The following is a 22,412-nucleotide window of genomic DNA, read 5'->3' as shown; positions in this document are numbered from 1 at the left end:
CGCACGGACCGGCCGCGGTCGTGGAGGACGCGGCTAGTCGGGAGCGAAGGAGGGGTCGTCCGCGGCGTCGCGGACAACCAGGGTGGGGTCACCGGGAAGGGCGACCCGCTGGGCCCGGGGAGCCAGGTGGTCGGCCCGGGCCGTCAGGAACCCGGCGGCACCGGGCGCGGGGAAGGACGGAGACGCGGCGCCGGTGGCGTCCGCTCCGGCCTGGTGGTACCCGCCGCCCGCGATGAGGCGGATGCGCTCACCGGGGTCGTCGCCGCCCGGCGCCCGGTCGGCGCCCTCATCGGCGACCCGGTGCCAGACGGACGGGTCCACGGGAGCGTGGACGGCCGTCACCCCGCCGGTGCGCTCCCCGTCGCGTTCCGCGCCGGAGCCCTCGTCCTCATCGGACGCGGAGCGCTTGGGCGCGGGAGCGGTCGGGGAGAGTTCGTCGGCGCCGCCGAGGACGGGCAGGCCGAGCGGCGTCGCGGTGCCCGCGGAGCCGCCGATCCGGTCCTGCACGGCCAGGGTGGACTCGGCCAGACCCTCGGAGACCGTGCCCACCAGGCTGCTGTCACGCAGCGAACGGTCGGTGGACTCCACCATGTCGTGGCCCCTGCGGGCGATGCCCCCGACGAGGTCGCCCGCGCCGCGCGCGGTCTCGTCGACGGCCCGGGTGGTGTCCTCGACCGCCCTGTTGGCGGCGGATCCGGTCCTGGTCCGCTCCAGGGCCGCGGTCACGCCGGTCCCGTGCAGGGTCTCGGCGGGAAGAGCGGCCGTCTGGGGAACCACGGTGTCGGTGAGCGACTCCGTGGCCGAAGCGGCGCGGGCCGTGGCGTCGGAGAGGTGGGCGCCGCGGATCTCCTCGGCGGCGGCCTGTCCGGCGCGTCCGGTCCCGTCGCCGACCTCCAGCACGCGGTCGACCAGGCCACCGGACTCGGGGGCGGTCTCGCCGTGGGCGACACCGATCCCCCCGGCCAGCCATGCGACGGCGACGATGCCGGACAGGAGCAGCAGCCGGGCGGGGCTCAGTGCCATGCGGGCAGCGCGACTGGAGACCAGCCACTCCTTGCCCGCGAGCACCATGGATGCCCCCCGTTTCGCTGCCACTGGACGGTCCCGTGCGGTGGTCCCGCCACGGTCACACGCCGGTGCTGTTCCGCGCCCGCGAAGGCGGGCGGGGAGCCGAGCACCGTCGAACTCACAGCAACACTAACATCACGTTCGGTGACGGGAAGCCGAATGGCGAACCGCGCCGAAAAAGTTCTCGGCGCGGTCCGGCTGAGGGGACGGCGCAAAGCGCCCGGGGTCAGCTCAACCCGACGAAACGGTCCAGGACGCGGACCCCGAACCGGAGGCCCTCGATCGGGACGCGCTCGTCCACCCCGTGGAACATGCCCGCGAAGTCCAGCTCCGGGGGCAGCTGGAGGGGGGCGAAACCGTAGTTGCGCACCCCCAGGCGCGAGAAGCTCTTGGCGTCCGTCCCGCCGGAGAGGCAGTAGGGGACGGCCTTGGCTCCGGGGTCCTCGGCCAGCAGCGACTCCGACATGGCGCTGACCAGGCCGCCGTCGAAGGAGGTCTCCACCGCGGGCAGGTGGTGGATGAACTCGCGGCTGACCTTGGGACCCAGCAGCCGGTCGATCTCGGCGAAGTACGCGTCCTCGGTGCCCGGCAGGAATCGGCCGTCCACCTGGGCGGTGGCCTCGCCCGGGATGACGTTGGCCTTGTAACCGCCGCCCAGGACCGTGGGGTTGAGGGTGTTGCGCAGGGTGGCGCCGATCATGCGCGCGATGGGGCCCAGGCGGGCGACCGTGGCGTCCACGTCCCGCTCGTCGAAGGGGATGCCGAACTCCTCGCAGATCTCCTCCAGGAAGGTCCGCACGGTCGGTGTGAGCTGGACGGGAAACCGGTGCTCGCCCAGCCGGGCGACGGCCGCCGCCAGTTCGGTGACGGCGTTGTCGGTGTTGACCATCGAACCGTGCCCGGCGGTGCCGCGCGCGGTCAGCTTCATCCAGGCGATGCCCTTCTCGGCGGTCTCGATGAGGTAGAGGCGCCGGTTCTCCTTGGCCGTGAACGAGAAGCCGCCGACCTCGCTGATCGCCGAGTCGCAGTCGGCGAACAGGTCGGGGTGCTCGTCGACCAGGTACTGGGCGCCCCAGGTGCCCCCGGCCTCCTCGTCGGCGAGGAAGGCCAGCACGATGTCGCGCGGGGGACGGCGGCCCTCGCGCAGGCGCTGGCGCAGCATCGCCAGGACCATCGCGTTCATGTCCTTCATGTCGACCGCGCCGCGGCCCCACACGCAGTCGTCGGCGACCTCGCCCGCGAAGGGGTGGTGGGTCCAGTCCTCCGGGGCCGCCGGAACGACGTCGAGGTGGCCGTGGATGAGCAGCGGGGGACGACTGGAGTCCTCCCCCGTGATCCGGGCCACGACGTTGCTGCGCCCCGGGTGCTTCTCGTAGATCCTCGACTCGACCCCGACCTCGTCGAGCTTGGCCGCCACGTACTCGGCCGCCTTGCGCTCCCCGGGTCCCGAGTGGTCGCCGTAGTTGGAGGTGTCGAACTCGATGAGCTCCCGGCACAGGTCGACCACCTCGACCTCGGCCGCGCTCAGTTCCCTGCCTGGCTCCGCCATCTGACGCTCCCGTCCAGCCGCACCTTGTCGCCCTACTGTTCCACCGACCCTGCCATGTCTTCCACCGGCGGAAAACATGGTTCGCGCGGTGTTCGACCTTTGCTATGGTTGACGTGTCCGGCGCGGGAGCGCCGAGCACACCCGGTCCGGGTGGCGGAATAGGTAGACGCGCTAGCTTGAGGTGCTAGTGGCCGTTAAGGCTGTGGGGGTTCAAGTCCCCCCTCGGACACGAACCCTTCCCCCACGGGAAGAGTTGAACTCGCGGTGCGGGTCGAGTCGAATCTCGGCCCGCACTTTGTTTTGCACCGGGTGGTAGCGCATCCGCAGGCCCAGCCCCCGGTACAGCTCGGCCTTGTCCTCCCGGTCGGCGCTACCGAGTACAGCGGTGATGTCACCCAGCGCGTGAACCATCCTCATCACGTCTTCCTTGTTGGTCTTCTGCGGTGACCGGCCTACACGGGCCAGTCCTGCCTCAGCGGCCGACTTCTCGGCCTGGGTCTCCTTCATCCACTTCGTGACCTCCACGGGATCGGCTCCGGCCTCCAGAACGGCGCGGTGCTGGGCCAGCTTGCGATCGCACTCGGACAGCCTCTCCCGAAGCCGCGCCATCTCGCGGGCCACCCCGGTGCCCCGCTCCTCGTCCGCGCCCATGAGGGCGTCCACCGTGGCCGTGATCTTCCCTGGAGCGAACTCGGCGGCGATCCACGCGTCCAGTGTCGGGACCACGTCAGCCTCGCGCAGGTAGACGTTGCGCGGGTGATGGACCCTGTTGGCCAGCGCGTACTCCTCCGGAAACCGGCAGCGGTAGTACGCCTTCCCGTGAGACCACTGCCCCTGCATCCTGCGGTCGCACAGGCAGCACTCGAAAGCACCCCGGAACAGGTAGGGGTTGCGGGTGCGGCGCGTCTTGTGCTCTCCACCTGGGCTCCGCCCTCGCGAACCCATCAGCGCCTTCGCCTGCGTGAAGTCCGCGTGAGTGATCAGCGGATCGTGGACCTGGTCCCGGGACCACACCCACTCGTCGTCCTCGTTCCACCTCAGCAGGGTCTGATGGCCGAGCTGGACGTCGTTGACGTCGATGAGGACTTCGTCCTTACGCTGTTTGGCCCACACCTGGTGGCCGGTGTAGCGGGGATTCCTCAGGATCGCCCGTACCGCACCCTTGGACCAGGCGATGCCGGAGCGGTGCCGGTTGCGTTTCCGGTCGTGGGCCGAGGGCGAGGGGATGCCGTCACGTGTCAGCCCTTCGGCAATCGCGAAGATGCCCATGCCGCCCAGGTACTCGGCGAAGATCCTCCGCACCACCCAGGCCGTCCGGGGATCCGGGGCCAGCCGGTGCAGCCTCCTGCCGTCAGCTGCCTTGGCCGGATTGGGATGCGGGCCCGCGTCCACGAGCATGTACCCGTACGGCGGACGCCCGCCCAGATAGCGGCCTTCCAGCAGGGTCTGGGCTGCCATGGCGGCGCGGACCCGGGTCTTGATGCGGGTCCGTTCGCCCTTGGAGATGCCGCCGTACATCGACATGATCAGCTCGTGGGCCTCGTTGGCCGGATCGATGGGACCACCGATCTCGGGCACCCACAGCTGCACGCCGTAGTGCTCGAACACTGGTGACGTCATCGTGAACTGGCTGCCGTAGAAGGCGCGTTGCGGTTCGCCGATCACTACGGCCTGGAAGCCTCGGTCGGGATCCGGTAGCGAGTCCAACAGGCGACTGGCCTCCGGACGGCGCTGCGGGGGTATCGAACGCGAACGGTCGATGTCGAAGTACTCCGCCACGATCCGCCCGTGCGGGGCGATCAGCGTCTCAGCGCGCATCCTCTGCCAGTGGCGCGAGGATTCGGGATCCTGCTGGTCTTCGGTGGACACGCGCCCGAGGAAGGCGAAGTCCACCTGTTGGGCTGCTGCCATGGCTCAGGTCCTTCTCTCCGGGGACGAGGGGTCGGGCTCCTCGGCAGATCGCCGTGCGTACGCTGTGCGAATGATCCGCAGCAGCGCCCGGACCGCTTCGGGGGTGAAGTCCGGCGGCTCCTCCGGCGGAACCACTCGCGGAGGGTTCCCGCTTGCTCGGGTAGGGCTGTCGTGTCCATCAGGGTAGGCCTCGGAGCCGCCGTTTTCACAGTGTTTCAGCTGGTCAGAGTGGTTATCTACCTCTTCAGACACACAAACCTCCCCCCGAGGTAAGGTCCTGAAAAACGGCAGTACCGACCGCCGTCCGGCAATGCCGCCGTTGCCGCCGCGGCACCCTCGCCGCCAGAGCGGCGGACTGTGCGGAGCAACCATCTGGCACGCGCTAGGACCGGCACTGGATCGTGTGGGAAGGACGCGCGCTCCTCCGTGCCGCTCTCTGTACGCCTGCCCGGCGGCAACAAGCGGCACCGGGAAGCCGGATACGGACCCATAGGTCTCATGGCACCTCCCAGCGACGGCGAGCGATGCCCTGAACGCGGGAACGGCGTGGAGAATGCCAGTCCTCGCGGGCTGGCAAATCGGCAACGAGGCGCCATCCGGCTGCACTCAGCGAGACCCCGCTCTCGTCGCCACGGGTATAGGTGACCAGGCGCCGGTAGGCCAGAGCCCGCGCCGCTCGCCAGGACGCGGCGTAGAGCTTGGAGCAGGCATTGGGAGAACCATCACTGGCGAGTCTGGTGACTTCGAGCGTGCGGCCGTCATCGAGTTCACGCGCCACCGGCCGTCCGACCACGGCAACGGCGACCAGGACACCGTCGTCACCGACGAGGCCGAGACTGAACTTGTGCCCGCGTGGCGGCTTCAGGTGGCGGTGCCATACCTCGATGAAGGCCTTCGCTTCGGCGAGCGGTACGGGCACCAGGGTCAGTCCCATGCCGCACCTCCCGGTTCGGCGCCACGACATGCCCACGGTGCGCAGCCATCCGGTCCCGGGTCGGTGGTGGCGCTCAGGTCGGCCTGGTCCAAGGGCACACGGTCGGGGTGGAGGAAGTAGAGGGTGCCGGGCGGCATGCCGCGTGTTTCCGCTCCAGGGTGGCCGTGCCGCAGGATGGCATCGGCTGCTACCGCTTCAGTGAACGTTGCCGGATCGGCGGCCCGTAGGTGTGCCCATCCGTGGTTGGAGCGGTTGGGGCATGCCACACACGCCATCCCCGCTTCCTCGTCCAGACCGTGGTGGTGGAGGAAGGCCCGGCAGTCCCGAATACTCCAGCCGAGGTTGGCCAAGGGGTAGCGGAAGAGCACGAAGGGCGGGCCCGACAGGTGGTGAGCGTGTTCGGTGCCGTACCCGACCGCGCACTCGGCGAAGACACCATCGGGCACGGGATGAGGATGCGGGTAGCCCAGGAGACGGCGGATGTGGCTGGTCAGGGCCAGAGCCTGCCGACGGGCGCATCCCTGGGGAAGGCGTCCCGGCGTGCCGTCGGGGCTGAGGGTGAACAGCGGTAGTGGACACGGCAGACGGTTGTTGAGGCTGTCGCGGGCGATGCTGCTGGTTTCGGCGCGCGCCCACTCCATGGCGGCACCGGTGGCAATGCGGCGTAGCCGTTCCAGATGCCGGTGGGTGTGGGCGGAGTACCAGCCGGTGTCGGGGATCAGGACGGCGTCGAATCTGGGGATCGCCCCGTGGGCGGCCAAGAGGAGCAGAGTGGTGGCTCCCGGGCTGCCGTCCAGCAGTAGGAGCCGTCGTCGTGGCAGGGTGCGTGTGCTCATCGCAGGGTCAGTCGGCTGGGTGTCGAACGCCTCACCTATCAAGAGGAGCGAGATCGGCGTTTGCGCTCATGACCGCAGCCGAAGCGCGTAAGAGATGCGTACGCACCGAGCATGGCGCTTTCGATTCCCGCACCCTTGTCCGAGACCAATCAAAAACCAGGAAATAAATCCTTCATCACCGGTGGGCGGTATTCGCAACTCCTCCCGCAGCTATGGTGGCTCATCTTCTGCTCATTTCCTGCGAAGTGCGTGGTGCTCCATGGAACTCCCGAACCTGAAGGGAGTCGCACCATGGTGCACAGCACTCGTCCGGAACAGCCGCTCGTGGTTCTTCAGCGATCGGTCGACCTGCTCGCCACCGGGCCCGGCCAGCCCACCCTGTCCACCGCAGACGTGGACGGGATCGACGCCGACGAACTGACCGCCTCCCAGATCATCGACCTACTGCGCCACGGCCCCCAGGAGCTGGCTGACGCGCTCTGGCATCAACTCTTCGCGCTCTCGCGTGCAGGTGCGGCGACCTGGACGGTGATCGCAGCCGGGGCGATGCTGCCGCGCATGGTGGTGGCCTGTTCCCGGTACGCGCGCGTGCCCTCTCAGCACGTCCCCGATGTGGAGGCGGAGATGTTGACCGCCCTGTTGGAGCAGGTGCGGTCGATGCCTCTGGGCGTGAGCGAAGTGGGTGCGCGGATGTGGTCGGCGGTGGCCAACACCGCCAGCCGGTACGGCTACCACCATGTTCGTGAGTCGCACCGCTCCATCCCGTACAACCTCAACGCGCACGCCACCAACCAGGCCGATGGTGGACGTGGGCCGGTCACCGTACTGGCCGAGGCCGTCAGCGCAGGGGTGCTGTCGCCGGTGGAGGCGGACCTGATCGCCCGCACCCGGCTGGAGCACAGCACGCTGGCCCAGGTCGCCGACGAGTTGGGGCTGACCTACATCACCGCACGTCGCTGGCGACGCGCCGCCGAGAGCAAGCTGACGGCTGCCCTCGGCGTGAAGAAATCCGCGAAGCCGATGAGCGCTATCGCGCCGTGAATTCCTCTTGATGGGTGAGGAGGGATCTCTCCTCACCCGCAGAGGGATCACGGAAGCCGGGACGGAGAGGGTTTCGAACGCCCACCGATACAACCCTTGACCGGAAGGAGGAGTCGGCCCTCCGCCCCGGCTTCTGATTCGCGTGAGATCCCCACATTCTGCGGGTTTTCACCGAAGCGAGGTGGAGATCGTGGAAGCGCTCAAGAATTGCCTCCGTCCGACATTGGTGGTCTGCGCTGTGGCCGTGAGCGTTGTGGTGGCCTCGGCTGACCTATCGCCCGTCTGGGCCCAGGAGACCGACACCCCCACGGTGACGGACCTGAACACCGTCATCACCAACGTCCGCAACTGGGTCGTGGGCCTGCTGGTGGTGCTGGCCACGCTGTTGCTGACCATCGGCGGGCTGCGCTACCTGCTGGCCGGTGGCGATCCGGGCGAAGTCAACAAGGCCAAGGACACCCTGAAGTACAGCGCGTTGGGCTACCTGGTGGCACTCCTCGCACCGCTCCTGGTGCAGATTCTGCGCGGGTTCGTGGGGCTGGAATGAACCCGCGTCCCTGGGCTGTGGCGTTCCTTGTCCTCACTGTCAGCGGAACGTCTCTGGTGGGCTCACCCTCCCCTGTCGAGGCCGCGCCGGTCCCCGCGGACGTGACCGAAGATCCTGCTGATCCCACTCCGACCGATCCCGAGGAGTGCGGGACCTTCGACTACGGCTGCCGCGTGACGGTCGGGTTCTACGTCTGGTTGGCCGACTTCATCGCGGAGGCCGTGGAGTTCACCATCACCCTCGCCGCCCTGCCCGCGCTGTCCACCCCACCTCCCACCGACGGAGTCAGAACCGCCTGGGGCGAGGTGCTCACGGTCGCCAACAGCCTGTACGTCCTGGTGGTCCTGGCCGCCGGTGTGCTGCTGATGAGCTACCAGACCGTGCAGACCTCGGTCGGGGTCAAGGAGCTGCTGCCCCGGGTGGTGCTCGGCTTCATCGCCGCGAACTCCTCGTTCCTGCTCATCGAGATGATGCGCCAGTTGGCCAACGGCATCGCCGTGAACATGCTGGACGGGGCCGCCACCGTCGACAACATCACCGAAACGATCGGCCGTGTCCTGGGCGATCCTGGCGGTGAGGCCCTCGTGGTGCTGCTGTTGATGTTGGTCGCCTCGCTGCTGGGGTTCTTCTTCATGCTGGCCGCCATCGTTCGGATCGTGCTGTGGATCCTGCTGACCGCGGTGGCTCCTCTGGCGTTGGCCTGCCACGCACTTCCCCAGACCGAAGGCATCGCCCGCATGTGGTGGCGGGCGATGGCGGCACTGGTGGTCACCCAGATCGCTCAGGGCATCGTGTTGCGGCTGATGGTGGTGCTGTTCTTGTCCCGGGAGGCCGCCCCGGACTTCATCGAGGCCGCCCAGAACATCGTCGACGTCTTGTTGATCACCTGCTGCATGTACGTCCTGGTCCGCATCCCCTTCTGGGCGTTCAAGCAGGTGTTCAACTACCAGAAGTCGCCCCTGGTCAAGGGGGCCAAGCTCGCGGCCAGCCTGGTGGTCTTCCGCGGTCTGGGCAAGGCGTTCGCAGCCAAGAAGGCCACAACCGCAGCGACCGCGTCCCGGGCCACGGGAGGTGCCCCGGCCATGGCATCGGCACCACCTCCCTCCCCAAGTCCAAGGCGGTGGCAGCAGCCCGAACTGCCGAACTTCACAGCCAAGCTGCCCTACCGGCAGGATCCGCTGGCTGGGATGGATCGGCAGATTGATCGACGTCAGCAGGGACGGCTGCGCGAACGGCGTCGGTACTACCAGCCCGAGCTGCCACGGCCTCGTCGCGTGCCGCGGCCCCGCTTGCGCCAAGAGCCGTTGCCGCAGTGGGAGGAGCCCACACCGCGCCAGGAGATGCTGCCGCATGCGCGCCGCCTGCCTCCGCCTCGGCCCCGGCCTCAGCAGGACGCTCTCTTCCAGCCGCCCGTTCGCCAACGTCCTCGCCGTAGGAGGTCCTGAGTGTCGCGTGTACGCATGCCCGCTGACGTGGAACGCGAGGACAAGATCCTCGCCGGGTTGACCGCCCGACAGTTGGTGCTCATCGGCGCGCCCGCGGTGGCGCTGTGGGCCGCCTACAGTTTCCTGGGCCATCTGGTGCCCATGCTCGTGGTCGTGGCCGTCGCGGTTCCGGTGATGGGAGCGGCCGTGGCCGCGGCGTTGGTCCAGCGCGATGGGTTGAGCCTGGATCGCTTGGCTTTGGCGGCGTTTCGGTTCGCCCGTTCCCCCAAACGCCGCGCGACCGGCGCCAAGCATGCGGCAGCGGTGCCCTCCTGGGTCGATGCCACCACGCCGCCGCTGCCTTCTCCGCTGAACCTGCCGGTGCGCTCCATCTCCGATGACGGGGTGGTCGACTTGGCCGAGCATGGACACGCCGTCCTCGTCTCGTGCTCGACGGTGAGTTTCGCCTTGCGTACGCCCTCGGAGCAGGCCGGGTTGGTGAACGGGTTCGCCTCCTACCTCAACTCGCTCAACACCCCGGTGCAGTTCCTGGTGCGTGCCGAGTCCATCCGTCTGGATCCGCTCGTGGACGCGCTCGACCAGGCGGCACCGCAGATGCCGCACCCGGCATTGGAGCGTGCCGCGCGCGACCACGCTGACTACCTCGCCGGGCTGGCCCAGTCCAGGGATTGTCTCGTTCCGGGTGTGATGGAGGCTCTCAAACTTGGGAAGGATGAGAGTCATGCCGGCACCGAGGAAGTACCCGCCTGAGCTGCGCGAACGAGCGATCCGGATGGCTGTGGACGCCCGCCGCAACCCGACCACCCGCGATGGGGCCATCGCCCGAGTGGCCGACCAGTTGGGCGTCAACCGTGAAACGCTGCGCAACTGGGTCACCCAGGCCGAGATCGACGACGGGACCCGGCCCGGCACCACCACCGACCAGGCCCACAAGATCGCTGAGCTCGAGCGCGAGGTGCGGGAGCTGCGGCGGGCGAACGCGATCTTGAAGTCAGCGTCGGCTTTCTTCGCGGCGGAGCTCGACCGCCCACACACCAGGTAGTGGCCTACATCGACCTGTACCGGCAGGAGTTCGGGGTCGAGCCGATCTGCGAGGTGTTGCAGGTCGCCCCGTCCACCTACTACGCGGCCAAGAGCCGGACCCCGTCGCTGCGTTCGCGCACCGATGAGGCCACCACCGCCAAGATCCGGCAGGTGCACGCCGACAACTACGGCGTCTACGGGGTGCGCAAGGTCCACGCCGAACTCAACCGGCAGGGCCACCGGGTGGCCCGCTGCACCGTTCACCGGCTGATGCGCCAAGCCGGTTTGCGGGGCATCACCCGCGGCAAGAGCCCGCGCACCACCACCCCGGCCCCGGGCCCGGACATGCGCCCGGACCTGGTCGAGAGGGCGTTCACCGCGGATGCTCCGAATCGGTTGTGGGTCGCCGACATCACCTACATCCGCACCTTCGCCGGGTGGGTCTACGCCGCGTTCGTGATCGATGTGTTCTCTCGCCGGGTGGTGGGCTGGCAGGTGTCGCGGTCGTTGCGCACCGATCTGGCCTTGGACGCGTTGGAGATGGCGGTGTGGAACCGGGCACACGTGGGACGGCGCATCGATGGGCTGGTCCACCACTCCGACCGCGGGGTGCAGTATCTGGCGGTGCGCTACACCCAGCGCCTGGCCGAGGCGGGCGCGGTGGCCTCGGTCGGCACCACCGGCGACTCCTATGACAACGCTCTGGCCGAGGCGTTCCACTCGTTGTTCAAGGCCGAGCTGGTCCGTAACCGCGGCCCGTGGAGGAACCTTGACCACCTGGAGATCGCGGTAGCCGAGTACGTGGACTGGTTCAACCACCGCCGTCTGCACGGCGAGATCGGTCTGGTCCCGCCAGCGGAGTTCGAGGACGGCTTCTACCGGCAGCAGGCCGGGGCAACAGAAGGCGAAGCGTTGGTTCCGAGCCTCCAATAAACCCGGCACGAGACATGCTCCATCTCCCACCCCGGCCGGGCAGGGACGCTCAGTGCCTCTTCCAGTAGCTTCTCTGTTCGTGCCCGGTTGGTCCGGCCTCCGGACAGGACGCTGTTGAATGCCCGGATCTGACGTGCGGCCGAACCCTGGGTGCCCCGGGTCAGGAGCTGCCCTACGGCGACCAGGAGCGTGCTGATCAGCTCCGGGCGCACCGCACCAGGGGTGTGGCCCAGGTCGTCGGCGTAGAGCCGCAGTTCCTCCCGAAGCTCACCGAATTCGGGAGGAAAGACGCCCCATGGTTCTTGTCTCCCCTGTGGAATCGCCCCGTAGGTATCGCTCAGGACCGAGGCGGTGAAGCCGGACTCCACCGTGGCCATGAGGTCGATCTCCTCAGCGGTCCAGGCCAGGTAGGCGCCCAGACCCCATCCGCGTAGGAGCTGGCCCTGAACGGCGTAGTTGGCGACCTGGTCGGCCGCACGCCGACGCATCAACTCCTCGTCGTCCCCGCGCCCCGTCGCACGTTCGAACCGGCGTCGCTTGGCGATCTCGGCTCCGAAAGCCATGCTGAGCGGATCGGTGTCAGAGGTGGAGCTCTCCCCACACCGGACCGCGACTCGCGCGACTTCGGCTTCGTAGTCGCATTCCTCCTCTTCCACCAGCTGCGACCACAGCACGACCCGGCAGGGCACAGGCCCTTCGGCCAGGATCGCGGTGAGCGAGGAACGCAGACCCGGCCACAGGTCGGCGACCGTCGCCGCTCCGGATGGCAGCATCCAGCTGCGGGACACCGCCAGGTCGTCGACCGCGACGGTGATCTCCTCGACTCCGCGTCGGCGCAGCTCGGAGACCGTACGAGGCGACCGTGTCAGTTCGGCCAGCTGGAACACGGGATGACGCTGTTCGGTGCCGTCCAGGGAAGCCAGCACCAGCTCGGAAGTCGGCACGAAGTGCCCTCCTCGGCGTCGGCAGGGCACGCACACGATCGCCATCGCTCGTTTTGCCCAGGTCACGAGATCACCGTCCCGTCGGTGGGCACGTCGACCCGTTCCAGGTGGGAGGCGTCCAGGCGTGCGGTTAGGTCGGCATAGGGTGCCTCCAGACGCGGGTGGGTGTGTTCGCCCACCAGCTCGGCCAGGGGAACCGCTACGTGCGCGAACCGCTCGATGTCGGGATGCGGCACGGTGAAGGAACCCACCTGACCATGGAGGCGGCCAGCGACCAGGATGTCCAGGTCCAGGGTGCGCGAGACCCACGATCCGGCATCTCGCTGGCGTCCCTGTTCGGCCTCGGTTTCCTCCAGCAACGCCTTCAGCTCGAACAGCGTCCCCTCCCACCGCAGGCGGACGGCGAGGTTGAGGAAGTCCGGAGATCCGGACGGAAGCCCGATCGCCGGGGAGCGGTAGACCGCGGAGGTGTCTACCACCAGTGCGCGCTCGCGCAGGGTGTCCAGGGCTGCGGTGACGTGGCGGGCGGGGTCGAGGTTGGAGCCCACCCCGACCACGAGCGGATCCAGGGGAGCACTCACCGAGCGGCACCTCCCAGCGCGAAGAACTCGGCGCGGGTGCGCTCATCACGCAGGATCTCACCACGCAGGGACGAAGTGACGGTCGTGGTCCCTGGGGCCTGGACTCCGCGCAGCGTCATGCAGGTGTGCTCGGCGCGCAGGACCACCCCCACCCCCTTGGGAGAGAGGTGCTCGTCCAACCACACGGCGATCTGCCTGGTCAGGCGCTCCTGCACCTGAGGGCGGCGCGAGAACAGCTCCACCACCCGGGCCAGCTTCGACAACCCCACGATCCGATCTCCCGGCAGGTAGCCGACCGTGGCCTTGCCGGTGAAGGGCAGGGCGTGGTGCTCGCACAGGCTCACGAAGGCGATGTCGCGCTGAAGGAGGAGTTCGTCGTACTCCTCGTCGTTGGGGAACGTGGTCAGGTCGAACTCGCGAGGGGTGAGCAGCTCGCGGTAGGCGTTGACCATCCGCTCTGGGGTGCGTTTGGTCGATTCGTTGGACACGTCCATGCCGAACGCGGTGAGCAGCGAGGCCGCGGCGCTGGTCGCACGAGCCACGTCCACGGCGGATCCGCTTCCTTCGACACACGACGACCCGCCGCTTCTCACGATCTCGACGCTCATACGGCCACCGCCTGGGGCTGCGAAGCCTGCTCGGGGAACGGGGAGTGGAAGTCCTGTGGCGTCCGTTCGATCACCACGCCCACGCTGTCGGCGAACCGCAGGGCGCCGGGCTTGTGGACACGCACCCGCACGTGGGGAGCGCCGTGGTCGATGACGACGATGCGTGCGATCTCGGTGGCCAGCGCCTCGACGGTGTTCCAGACTCGGTCGGCCTGCACCGTGCGGATGATCGCCTTGGTGGGGGTTCGGTAGTTCCAGGCGTCCTCCAGGCGATCGCTGCGCGCGGCCGGGCGCGTGTTCGTCCGGATGCGCAGGTCGATCACCACGTCGCTGCGGTCACGGCGTTCCTCGTCGCTACAGCCGATGACGCAGCGCAGTCGCAGTCCGTCAATCTCGATCTCGTCCATGGCTCTCCGTCAGATTGCTGGGGGTTGGCAGAGCGGGACCAGACAGCCGGTGCGTAGAAAACGTCACCAGGTGTCAGGGACGAGCAACGTTACGGAGGAACCACTGTGGTCCTTCCAGCCACGAGCGGGGACTAGCGCAGAGCTAGGAAATCGAGCGACCAGGCAAAACGAGCTCTGCTCCCAAAGGCCGCGGCAACGTGGTGTTCGGCCTGCCTGGGCTCATGAAGTGTTCGAGGGAAATATCAGTGCTTCACGAAGATCGAAGAAACGCAGAGAGGATGTCGAATATGTCTGTTTCATCCAGGGATCCGATCGTGTAGTCGGCACCCGCGTCCCGAAGTTCCTGAACAGGGCTCGAACCCGAGGCAACTCCGACGACACGGACCCCTGCGAGATGTCCGGCCTCAACATCCCTGGGAGTGTCTCCGATGAGAATGATGTCGGAATCCAGGAACGTCTCTCCGAGCTTGGCTTCGGACCGCTGACGTGCGAATTCGACAAGCGCGGACCGGTTCACATCGTCATCTCCGTAGGCACCGATGTCGAGGTCGACCCAGCGGTCGACACCGAACGCGGCGAGCTTGACCTCAGCCGCTCCCCTGGTGTTCCCCGTGAGCACGCTCTGGACGATGTTCGGCTGATGGCTCAGCGCTTCCAGCGTCCGTTCCACACCGGACAGGATGCGTCCCCGCTCCCGCAGTTCCTCCGCATGCTTCCGGTAGGCCGCGACCTGTGCCCGTGCGAAGCGCTCGAAGAGACCTTCGTCCGGTCGCGATATGCCGTTGAGGCGGAGGGTCTCGTCCAGGAGAACGGGTTCGGTGTGACCCAATGCTGTGGCCATGCCAGCGGACATGGGCTGACCAGTCGCGATTTCGAACGCTTCGGCGAAAACCTTGCGGCCCACGCCCATCGTTTCGATCAGGGTGTGGTCGACGTCCCAGAGTACGAGCAGGTGATTTGACATCATATCTCCGAACAGGGAAGAGAGGATCGACCAATGGGGAGCGCCGTTCTACCATGGGCTCCTCATCCGCGCTCCACCGTGAAGGGCCTGACCATGTCTTTGGGGAAGACGTTCGCGCGGCGGTTGAGGTGGCACCGTTCGCGTCAGGGTAAGTCCCAGGCGGTCGTAGCAGGACTGGCTGGCCTGAACCCCGAATACGTCGGCCAGATAGAACGTGAGAACCGTACCCCGTCACTCGACACGGTCGAAGCCCTGGCCGCGGCTCTTTCCATCCCGGTGACGCAACTTCTCGCGGAGAACGAGGAACCCGCTCCCGTACCCACCGATGTCCAACTCGCCTCGGAGTTGCATCATGCTCTCCACGTGGGTTTCGCCGGTGGGGGCAAACAGGAGCTTCGCCCTTCTGATCTGCGTGAACGCGTCGATAGCGCATGGAATGTGTGGCAGGGGGCATCGGATCGCTACAGCCGGACCCTTCCTCTCATAGCACCTCTGATCAGGGAGAGTACCCAGTACTGCGCTACATCCACGGAGCCGGAGGACCAGCGCCTGGCAGCTGACGCCTACGGACTCCTACGGACCGTGGCACGCAGAATCAACCGTAAGGAGCTCGCGCTTCTGGCAGCTGACCGGGGAATCCGCGCGGCCGAGCGGTCGTGTGATCCCGTTCGCTTGGCGACGGCCCGTTGGAACAACAGTCACGCCCTCCTCGCCCTTGGAGAGCACCGTGCGGCTCAGGAGGTCGCACTCGCCGCCATCTCCGAGGTGTCCTCAGTCGAGAGTCGCGACGCCAGCGCGATCACGGGAGCCCTGTGGCTGACAGCGGCGGTGACCCAGGCCCGTTCGGGGGACAAGTTCACGGCGTTGGAATGGATCAACGACCGTGCGGCTCCCCTGGCCGAGAAGACCGGTGAGACCAACGTGGGAAGAACCTGTTTCGGGCCCTCCAACGTGGCCCTGCACGCGGTCAGTATCGAACTGGAGGACGGCCAGGCCGCGTCGGCCCTGTCTCTGGCGGACCGGATCGACACCTCGCCCCTCGCCTCACGGGAACGTCACACCACGTGGTCCCTGGACCTGGCGCGGGGCCACATCCTTCGCTTCGATCCTGGGGCGGCGATGCTGTACCTGCTGCAAGCGGAGACAACCGGTGCCGAGGACCTGCGTTACAACAGCGACGCGCACGACACGCTACGGCGGGTCCTGCACCAGGCCCGCCCTTCCCTGCGTACCCAAGCCGTCGGACTGACCAGGCGCCTTGGCATCGAGGAATCCATCCTCGCTGGTTGACGGCTTTCCTAGCTCCTGGCTTGGCCCCACCGTGAGCACGCCGAGTTGCAGGGTTCGCGGATCAGAGTGGCCGCATGTCCTCCGTACCAGCGCCCACCACCCTCCCGCCTGAAGCACCGGCCCCTTCCATCACGCGCGTGGCAGCCGAACTCGCGGAACTGGCGAAGCGCGCCCGCCTGGCCTCGGCGCTGGTGTGCTCCCACGACGCCCTCGTACTGGCCTACACCGGCATGGACCAAGAGCACGCCGAGCGGTCAGCCGCCACCTTCGCGACCCTGTTCTCGACGGCGGCCTCCTATTCGCGGCTGTTGAGCACCGGCGATGTCGAGCGGGTCGTGCTGCGCTGCGCAGACGGCCCCATGGTGATGCTGCCCATCACGTCCTGCACCTGCCTGCTCGCCGCGATGCCCGATGACCAGGCGCTGATCACCGGTGCGGGAGCGTGCGGCGAGTTCGCCGACGCCGTCGCTCCCCTACTGCCCCAGGAGTTGCCGCGCACGGTGGGCGGGATGCGTGTCCACCGATCCCCCGTGTCGAAAGAGGCCGCATGATGGCTACTCGAATTCGTCTGCGCCCGAACGTAACCGACCACACCCTGGTCCGCCTCGTCCCTGGCAGCAGCTCACAGGTGACGGGCCATGGCGGACCTGACGAGATGACCACGGCGGCCTTCCAGCTGCTGGCCGACACCGCCCAGCCCATGTCGGTGTTGGAGCTCGCTGCCCGGCTGAGCCTGCCCCGAGCGGTGGCCGCCACCATCATCACGGACCTGTCCACACAGCATCTGGTCCAGCTCAGCTCTGCCCATCCGCCGAGGGAGTTCGCTCGCCAGGCTCGACTCCAACACCAGGTTCCGGTCTCGAAACGATGCCCCGGCCTGGTGTCGGCCAAGGTCACGGTGGTGGGGCCGCGCGGCACCGGCACCTCCACCTACGTCGGCGCCGCCTCCGACCATGCTCCGATACGCACCGTGGAAACCGCGCACCACGATGGTGAGCTGATCTCCCTGTCACTGGAGCTCGGCGCCATCGAGATCTCACCCACCAGTCGCCTGCATCTGCTGGCCGCACCGGCACCAACCGCCTTCGACGCGTTCTGGCCCGGGGTCGTCCGCTCCGCTCTGGGAGTGCTGGTGGTCGTCCATCCCCACCGCAGCGCTGAGGCGATCCCGACTCTTCTGGCGGTGCAGGACGCCGCGCTGCCCTATCAGGTCGTGGTCAATCACCTGGATGGCACCGACCCCGCTCCCGATCTGGTCAGCGCCACGCTCGATGTGGCCCCGGACCGGGTGACGGTCGCTGATGCCCGTTCCCGGCCCGCCACTCGCTCAGTGCTGAACCGACTCCTGCGACGCCTGGAGGATGCCTCGTGAAGATCCTGATCGTGGGCGCCAGCCAGGGCGGCTTGCAGGCCGCGCACCGGCTGCTCCGCCACGGAGCCGACGTGACGCTACTGACTTCGCGTTCCTCGGTGGAGATGCGTCAGGGCCGAGCGCAGATGACCCAGCTGACCCTTCCGTCGGTGCGCAAAGTCGAACAGGACCTCGGTCTGGACTTTTGGGCCTCCAATGCCCCGGTGTACCGCACGGTACGGCTGACCACACTCACCACCGACGGCATCGGCGGATTCACCGGCGACCTCGGAGCCGAAGGTGTGGCCGTGGACCCACGGGTGAAGCTGCCCGATTGGCTGGAGTACTTCGAGGACCAGGGCGGCAAGGTGGTCATCCACGGGGCCACCGTCACCGACCTGGCCTACTTCACCCGGATGTATGACGCGGTCCTGATCGCGGTGGGCGCCGGTGAGCTCGGACAGCTCTTCCCCGCCGACCCCACCCGGCCTCTGGCAGCAGAAGCACAGATCGTCTCCCAGGCCTATCTGCACGACTGGCCCGCGGACAAGGGTGTCGACGTCGAGGTGTACTCCACCTCGGCGGGAGAGGTCTACGTCATTCCCACACTCACCGCTGAGGGCCCCGCTCACTCGGTCATGGTCGCGGCTCATCCCAACGGTCAACTGGACCTGACCACCGATGCCGCTCACCGACCCGACGTGCATGCCCTGCTGCCCGAGCGCATGGGTCCGGTACTGCCGGAGTTGGCTGAGCGGTACCGGGAGGGGGAACTGGTCGAGGGCAACTCCACGCTCATCCGAAGGATTGCCCCGGTGGTCCGCACACCCGTCGCCTTCCTGGGCGAAGGGTTCGTGGTGGGGATGGGGGACGCCGTCGTCACCACCGAGCCCAGGACCGGGCAGGGGTGGGCGGTCTCCACCAGGGGCGCTCAGTTCCTGATCGAACGGATGATCGCCCGCTTCGACGCGCACGGCAGTTTCGACCAGGCGTTCTTCACCGACACCTTCTCCGCCTTGTGGCAGGAGGAGATCCGGCACACCGCCGCGTTCTCGCGCATGGTCAACGACTTCCACACCGGCCGCCTCTCCCCCGCCGTGCTGGAGGCCATGGCGCTGGCCAGCATCGACAAGGACTACGCCGACCAGTGGGTGCGGGGGTTCGACAACCCCCGCGTACTCACCGACCTGCTCCGTCTGTGAGCGTCCCCCAGCCGAAGGAACTGCTTCGCCATGCCCGAGAACTCCCCATCACCTGTCTCAGCGCCAAATCCCAGGCTCTACAGCCACCGGAACCTTCGGCGGTACCGCCGCCTGGTCGTGGGGTTGTCCCACCGGTTCGCGTGGAAGGTCGACAACACTGAGATCGCAGACCTCTACGCCCACCACACAGCCGCCTCTCACCTGGAGGTCGGCCCGGCCGACGGACACTTTCTGGTCAACAGTCCCGATCCCGTCGGCCCAGACGGTGTGCCGCTGTCGGCCCGTCTGCGTCAGGTCCACCTGCTGGACCTGAACTCAGCACCGTTGGTGCGGTGCGCACGGCTGCTGCGTGAGCGCGCACGGGTCCTCACCCACCAGCACGACGTGCTCGCCTGCCCGTGGCCGCTGGCAGATGACTCGGTGGGGTCGGTGGCGATGTTCCACGTCCTGCACTGCGTCCCCGGCGCCTCTCTGCGCGCCAAGCACACGCCTTTCTCCGAGGTCGCGCGAGTCCTGGCGCCCAGCGGGGTGTTCATCGGTTCCACCCTGCTGGGTGTCGAAGATCCCTTCACCCGCAACAACTGGCTCGCACGCCGTCTCCAGCACGCTTACAACCGTCCTGACCGCAACGTCTTCCACAACGACGGCGACCGGCTCGTGGAACTCAAGCACATGCTCGGTCTTCACTTCACGGAAGTACAGGTAACCCTCATGGGAGCGGCCGGAGTGTGGGTAGCGAAGGGACCGCGGCGATGACCACCACACCCACCACTTCCACCGGCCAGGAACCGGTCGCGATCATCGGCATGGGTTGCCGCCTGCCTGGCGACATCATCACCCCCGCCCAGCTGTGGGACGCCCTGGTCCAGGGGCGAGACTGCGTCACTCGTGTACCGGACGAGCGCTGGCGGCAGATGGTCTCGCGTCTGCACTCCGAGCAGGTGCCCGACCAGCCGTTCCCCGCCGGGGTCGTGGATATCGACGCCTTCGACCGGGAGTTCTTCGGCATCACCGCGGATGAGGCCGCCGAAATGGACCCGCAGCAGAGAATCCTGTTGGAGGTGGTCTACGAAGCGCTCGCCGACGCATCCCTGCGGCCGTCCTCACTCACCGGGAGCCGGACCGGAACCTACGTCGGCGCGGCCAGTACCGACCAGGCCGCGCTCAACTTCGGCACGGGGAACCGTGCCGGTGTGTACACCTCCTCCGGCGCGGGGATGGCGATGCTGGCCAACCGGGTCTCCTACCTGTTGGACCTGGCCGGGCCGTCGATGACCATCGACACTGCCTGTTCGTCGTCGTTGACCGCACTGCACACGGCCATGCGTGACCTGCGCTCAGGCGAGGCGGACACCGCGATCGTCGGCGGAACCAACGTGTTGGCCTCCCCGGTGATCACCGCCTCTTTCGTGGAAGCCGGAGTGCTGGCACCGGATGGCCGGTGTAAACCCTTCGACCTGGGCGCGGACGGGTACGTGCGGTCCGAGGGTGTGGTCGTGCTCGTGTTGTCGCGGGCCGGACTCGTCCAGGAGCGGGGACATCGGGTGTGGGCTCACGTGGCTGGAACCGCCATCGGCCACGGCGGGCGCTCCACACACCTGCTCGCGCCCCGGGTCGAGCGTCAAGTAGCGGTGATCCGTCAGGCCTTGGCCGACGCCGACATGTGCCCGGACCGGGTGGGGTGGGTGCAAGCGCACGGCACCGGTACGCGGGCCGGGGACCGTGTCGAAGTCACAGCCATAGCCCGAGCTCTGGGTCGGAACACTCCGGTGCCGGTGGGGTCGGTCAAGTCAGCGCTCGGTCACCTGGAGGGCGCGGCTGGAGCGCTCGGGGTGATGGTGGCCGCGTTGGCGGTCCATCGCGGCACGCTTCCGCCCACCTTGCACCATCGAGCCCTGCGTCCTCAGCTCGCTGGCTTGGTGCGGGTGCCTACCCGTGTGGAGGAGTGGCCGCGCGGTGAGTTCTCCGTCGAGGGAAGTCGGGTGGCTGGGGTGAGCAGTTTCGGGTTCGGTGGGGCCAACGCACACGCCATCATCACCCGAGCCCCCGTTGTGGCTCCGCCGCCGGGCGAGAAACCCATGCCGTTGCCGGAGACCGTGCTGATTTCCGGCCGCGCCCACACAGCTCTCGCTTCGGTCGCCGCTGACATGGCCGAACGCGCTCCTTCGGGCCGCAACGTGGGAACCGTGGCCGATACCGCTCTCCTTCACGGGGGTCATCACCAGTACCGAGCCGCGGTGGTCGCCTCCGACCTCGGTGGTCTGGTCCAGGGCTTGCGCAGCATCCAGGACCAGGCCCCGAACTCGGACGTGGTTGGCCCCCGTCCCGCCCCTGCCACCCGGCCGCGGGTGGTGTTCGTCTACACCGGACATGGCGGCCACCATCCCGACGCTGGAGGCGAGTTGATGCGCCAACCCGTCTTCGCCCGCGCTCTGAACGAAGCCCGCGCGGCGCTGGAGCAGCACACCAGCTACCCGGTATGGAAACCCGGCGGCCCCATCACCAGCTTCGTGGACGCCCAGCACTGCACGTTCCTGGTGCAGGTCGCGCTCACCCACTTGCTGGCCGAGCGTGGCATCATTCCCGATACCGTCATGGGCCACTCTGTCGGGGAAGTCGCCGCGGCCTACAGCGCGGGTGCCGTGTCCCTACGGGACGCGGCGCGGATACTCGCCCACCGCAGCCGCCTGTTGGGCGGACTGTCCGAAACGGGCGGGCTGCTCGCGGTACGCGCGGGCGTTGAGCAGATCTCGGACTTCCTGGCCGCCTATGAGGGGCACCTGACCATCGCTTCCTACAGCGCCCCGCAAGTGCAGGTCGTAGCCGGAGCACAGGGGGAGTTGCTGCACCTGCACACCGCCCTCGACCAGGAAGGAGTGTGGTCGCGGCCGATCGCGGACACCATCCCCGCCCATTCCCCGGCCGTGGACCCTCTCGTCCCGGAACTCGAAGGCGCCTTGGCGGGCCTGCGTCCCCAGGTGCCCAGAGTCCCCATCATCTCCACCGCCTATCCGTCTGACAGCACGGCTGGGCCAGGTTTGTGGGGCCCGGCGTACTGGGCCTCCCAGGCGCGCGAACCAGTGCGATTCACCGACGCCCTGCACCAGGCCACCGGCATCGGAGCCGAAGAGCCGGTGGTGTTCGTGGAGATCGGACCACGAGCGCTGCTGTCCGAGCACATTGCCCACACCGTGGGCACCCAGCACCGCGTCGTGGCCGCCACCAGCGCCTCAAACACGTTCGCCCGCGCGATCGGAGAGCTGTACACCCTCGGTATCACCCCCGCCGGACCAACTCACCGTGCCCACCCGAACCTGGTCATCGCCCCTGGTTGGGACCACACCACCACTACTGACACGGAAACCAACGCCGAACAGATCCAAGTGCCCTCTCCCGACGGGGTAACGGCACACCTGACTGCGGAGATCGCCCGATTGCTGCCACTGTCCGAAGGCCTTGACCTGTCGACGTCCTGGAGCGACCTGGGGCTGGAGAGCTACCATCTTCTCCAACTCACCTTCCGACTGCGCCAGGTCCCGGCCTGGCGAGACGTGGATGTCCAACTGTTCCTGCCCGACCGTCCTCTGTCCCAGGTCGCCGAGGATCTGCAAGCCCTACTCCCGGCACCGTCGACCTCTCCGGATGGGGTGTCGTCCGTTCTCCCCTGACCCCGGAGCGACGTCCCAAGGGTGTCCTCGTTCTCGGTGGGACCAGAGCGAGGACACCCCGCGCCCCTCCTGACGAGAAGTCGTCGGCAACGCACCCCGCTGTGGAGTGA

21 protein-coding genes, 1 tRNA gene, 1 pseudogene and 1 other annotated feature are annotated in these 22,412 nt (G+C 68.0%); of the genes and pseudogenes, 13 read left to right on the top strand and 10 right to left on the bottom strand.

The annotated features are described in order from the left end of the window. Positions 1-33: 33 nt before the first annotated feature. Positions 34-1,071 (bottom strand): hypothetical protein, encoded by a 1,038-nt coding sequence (locus ACSTA4_RS02575; RefSeq protein WP_444964079.1) that lies wholly within the window; start codon positions 1,069-1,071, stop codon positions 34-36. Positions 1,072-1,294: 223 nt separating this feature from the next. Further along, positions 1,295-2,617, bottom strand: a complete 1,323-nt coding sequence (locus ACSTA4_RS02570) for a M20/M25/M40 family metallo-hydrolase (RefSeq protein WP_444962298.1) — start codon at positions 2,615-2,617, stop codon at positions 1,295-1,297. A gap of 144 nt (positions 2,618-2,761) precedes the next feature. Here ACSTA4_RS02570 and ACSTA4_RS02565 point away from each other — a divergent pair. Then, positions 2,762-2,846: transfer RNA gene (locus ACSTA4_RS02565), tRNA-Leu, on the top strand. On the opposite strand, the gene ACSTA4_RS02560 is transcribed toward ACSTA4_RS02565, so the two are convergent. From ACSTA4_RS02560 to ACSTA4_RS02550, 3 genes are all read right to left on the bottom strand, one after another. After that, positions 2,828-4,528: a recombinase family protein gene (locus tag ACSTA4_RS02560; RefSeq protein WP_082768456.1), complete on the bottom strand. Its 1,701-nt coding sequence runs from the start codon at positions 4,526-4,528 to the stop codon at positions 2,828-2,830. The genes ACSTA4_RS02565 and ACSTA4_RS02560 overlap by 19 nt on opposite strands. Before the next feature lie 496 nt (positions 4,529-5,024). Further along, positions 5,025-5,462, bottom strand: a complete 438-nt coding sequence (locus ACSTA4_RS02555) for an XF1762 family protein (RefSeq protein WP_082768457.1) — start codon at positions 5,460-5,462, stop codon at positions 5,025-5,027. Next, a complete protein-coding gene (locus ACSTA4_RS02550; RefSeq protein WP_082768460.1) occupies positions 5,453-6,298 on the bottom strand; it encodes a hypothetical protein in 846 nt (281 codons plus the stop codon). The genes ACSTA4_RS02555 and ACSTA4_RS02550 overlap by 10 nt, the downstream gene beginning before the upstream one ends. A 291-nt stretch (positions 6,299-6,589) precedes the next feature. Between ACSTA4_RS02550 and ACSTA4_RS02545 the strand changes: the two genes are divergently transcribed. The 5 genes from ACSTA4_RS02545 to ACSTA4_RS02525 all read left to right on the top strand — a co-directional run bounded on the left by ACSTA4_RS02545 (position 6,590) and on the right by ACSTA4_RS02525 (position 11,287). Beyond that, the gene (locus ACSTA4_RS02545; protein ID WP_061081561.1) at positions 6,590-7,339 is read left to right on the top strand and encodes a hypothetical protein; all 750 of its coding nucleotides are present in this window, start codon (positions 6,590-6,592) and stop codon (positions 7,337-7,339) included. A gap of 244 nt (positions 7,340-7,583) precedes the next feature. Further along, positions 7,584-7,886: a pilin gene (locus tag ACSTA4_RS02540; RefSeq protein WP_231972505.1), complete on the top strand. Its 303-nt coding sequence runs from the start codon at positions 7,584-7,586 to the stop codon at positions 7,884-7,886. A 101-nt stretch (positions 7,887-7,987) separates the two neighbouring features. After that, complete coding sequence (locus ACSTA4_RS02535) at positions 7,988-9,331, top strand: hypothetical protein (protein WP_168444143.1); 1,344 nt, start codon at positions 7,988-7,990, stop codon at positions 9,329-9,331. 15 nt (positions 9,332-9,346) lie between these two features. Beyond that, a complete protein-coding gene (locus ACSTA4_RS02530; RefSeq protein ID WP_444962297.1) occupies positions 9,347-10,081 on the top strand; it encodes a PrgI family protein in 735 nt (244 codons plus the stop codon). Further along, a protein-coding gene (locus tag ACSTA4_RS02525) for an IS3 family transposase (RefSeq protein ID WP_444962296.1) occupies positions 10,053-11,287 on the top strand; the annotation gives its coding sequence in 2 pieces (ribosomal slippage) (positions 10,053-10,332 and positions 10,332-11,287; 1,236 coding nt in all). The genes ACSTA4_RS02530 and ACSTA4_RS02525 overlap by 29 nt, the downstream gene beginning before the upstream one ends. Next, positions 10,331-10,444: a sequence feature (AL1L pseudoknot), on the top strand. (Overlaps the previous gene by 114 nt.) On the opposite strand, the gene ACSTA4_RS02520 is transcribed toward ACSTA4_RS02525, so the two are convergent. The 5 genes from ACSTA4_RS02520 to ACSTA4_RS02500 form a co-directional block, all read right to left on the bottom strand. Continuing rightward, entirely contained in the window at positions 11,230-12,231 is a 1,002-nt protein-coding gene (locus tag ACSTA4_RS02520; RefSeq protein WP_444962295.1) for a hypothetical protein, read from the bottom strand. The genes ACSTA4_RS02525 and ACSTA4_RS02520 overlap by 58 nt on opposite strands. A gap of 62 nt (positions 12,232-12,293) precedes the next feature. Continuing rightward, on the bottom strand, positions 12,294-12,812 hold the full coding sequence (gene folK, locus ACSTA4_RS02515; protein ID WP_444962294.1) for a 2-amino-4-hydroxy-6-hydroxymethyldihydropteridine diphosphokinase: 519 nt from the start codon (positions 12,810-12,812) through the stop codon (positions 12,294-12,296). Further along, positions 12,809-13,360: a GTP cyclohydrolase I FolE gene (gene folE, locus ACSTA4_RS02510; RefSeq protein WP_444962293.1), complete on the bottom strand. Its 552-nt coding sequence runs from the start codon at positions 13,358-13,360 to the stop codon at positions 12,809-12,811. Before folE ends, folK begins: the two co-directional genes overlap by 4 nt. 56 nt (positions 13,361-13,416) lie before the next feature. Further along, the gene (locus ACSTA4_RS02505) at positions 13,417-13,827 is read right to left on the bottom strand and encodes a dihydroneopterin aldolase (protein ID WP_444962292.1); all 411 of its coding nucleotides are present in this window, start codon (positions 13,825-13,827) and stop codon (positions 13,417-13,419) included. 250 nt (positions 13,828-14,077) lie between these two features. Then, entirely contained in the window at positions 14,078-14,791 is a 714-nt protein-coding gene (locus ACSTA4_RS02500; RefSeq protein ID WP_444962291.1) for an HAD family hydrolase, read from the bottom strand. Between the two features lie 33 nt (positions 14,792-14,824). Here ACSTA4_RS02500 and ACSTA4_RS02495 point away from each other — a divergent pair. The 7 genes and pseudogenes from ACSTA4_RS02495 to ACSTA4_RS02465 form a co-directional block, all read left to right on the top strand. Then, positions 14,825-15,064, top strand: a pseudogene (locus ACSTA4_RS02495) (helix-turn-helix domain-containing protein); the annotation flags it as partial. Between the two features lie 399 nt (positions 15,065-15,463). Continuing rightward, entirely contained in the window at positions 15,464-16,081 is a 618-nt protein-coding gene (locus ACSTA4_RS02490; protein ID WP_444964314.1) for a hypothetical protein, read from the top strand. A gap of 137 nt (positions 16,082-16,218) precedes the next feature. Further along, positions 16,219-16,632, top strand: a complete 414-nt coding sequence (locus tag ACSTA4_RS02485; protein ID WP_061082957.1) for a roadblock/LC7 domain-containing protein — start codon at positions 16,219-16,221, stop codon at positions 16,630-16,632. Next, entirely contained in the window at positions 16,629-17,453 is an 825-nt protein-coding gene (locus tag ACSTA4_RS02480; RefSeq protein WP_082768585.1) for a DUF742 domain-containing protein, read from the top strand. The genes ACSTA4_RS02485 and ACSTA4_RS02480 overlap by 4 nt, the downstream gene beginning before the upstream one ends. Continuing rightward, positions 17,450-18,634 carry a styrene monooxygenase/indole monooxygenase family protein gene (locus ACSTA4_RS02475; RefSeq protein WP_061082959.1) on the top strand — a complete coding sequence of 395 codons (1,185 nt, stop codon included), beginning with the start codon at positions 17,450-17,452 and terminating at the stop codon, positions 18,632-18,634. The genes ACSTA4_RS02480 and ACSTA4_RS02475 overlap by 4 nt, the downstream gene beginning before the upstream one ends. Before the next feature lie 30 nt (positions 18,635-18,664). Further along, positions 18,665-19,390, top strand: a complete 726-nt coding sequence (locus ACSTA4_RS02470; RefSeq protein ID WP_061082960.1) for a methyltransferase domain-containing protein — start codon at positions 18,665-18,667, stop codon at positions 19,388-19,390. Beyond that, positions 19,387-22,302: a type I polyketide synthase gene (locus tag ACSTA4_RS02465; protein ID WP_168444029.1), complete on the top strand. Its 2,916-nt coding sequence runs from the start codon at positions 19,387-19,389 to the stop codon at positions 22,300-22,302. The genes ACSTA4_RS02470 and ACSTA4_RS02465 overlap by 4 nt, the downstream gene beginning before the upstream one ends. Positions 22,303-22,412: the final 110 nt, after the last annotated feature.

Source organism: Nocardiopsis sp. M1B1 (genome assembly GCF_052466615.1).
The sequence above is the reverse complement of the archived record's forward strand: the minus strand, read 5'-3'. Positions and strand labels throughout refer to the sequence as shown.

What these genes read in the sequence shown, in the direction of transcription:
- ACSTA4_RS02575 (WP_444964079.1), bottom strand. Translation starts at nt 1,071, where the DNA reads ATGGTGCTCGCGGGCAAGGAGTGGCTGGTCTCCAGTCGCGCTGCCCGC.
- ACSTA4_RS02570 (WP_444962298.1), bottom strand. Translation starts at nt 2,617, where the DNA reads ATGGCGGAGCCAGGCAGGGAACTGAGCGCGGCCGAGGTCGAGGTGGTC.
- ACSTA4_RS02560 (WP_082768456.1), bottom strand. Translation starts at nt 4,528, where the DNA reads ATGGCAGCAGCCCAACAGGTGGACTTCGCCTTCCTCGGGCGCGTGTCC.
- ACSTA4_RS02555 (WP_082768457.1), bottom strand. Translation starts at nt 5,462, where the DNA reads ATGGGACTGACCCTGGTGCCCGTACCGCTCGCCGAAGCGAAGGCCTTC.
- ACSTA4_RS02550 (WP_082768460.1), bottom strand. Translation starts at nt 6,298, where the DNA reads ATGAGCACACGCACCCTGCCACGACGACGGCTCCTACTGCTGGACGGC.
- ACSTA4_RS02545 (WP_061081561.1), top strand. Translation starts at nt 6,590, where the DNA reads ATGGTGCACAGCACTCGTCCGGAACAGCCGCTCGTGGTTCTTCAGCGA.
- ACSTA4_RS02530 (WP_444962297.1), top strand. Translation starts at nt 9,347, where the DNA reads ATGCCCGCTGACGTGGAACGCGAGGACAAGATCCTCGCCGGGTTGACC.
- ACSTA4_RS02505 (WP_444962292.1), bottom strand. Translation starts at nt 13,827, where the DNA reads ATGGACGAGATCGAGATTGACGGACTGCGACTGCGCTGCGTCATCGGC.
- ACSTA4_RS02500 (WP_444962291.1), bottom strand. Translation starts at nt 14,791, where the DNA reads ATGTCAAATCACCTGCTCGTACTCTGGGACGTCGACCACACCCTGATC.
- ACSTA4_RS02480 (WP_082768585.1), top strand. Translation starts at nt 16,629, where the DNA reads ATGATGGCTACTCGAATTCGTCTGCGCCCGAACGTAACCGACCACACC.
- ACSTA4_RS02470 (WP_061082960.1), top strand. Translation starts at nt 18,665, where the DNA reads ATGCCCGAGAACTCCCCATCACCTGTCTCAGCGCCAAATCCCAGGCTC.
- ACSTA4_RS02465 (WP_168444029.1), top strand. Translation starts at nt 19,387, where the DNA reads ATGACCACCACACCCACCACTTCCACCGGCCAGGAACCGGTCGCGATC.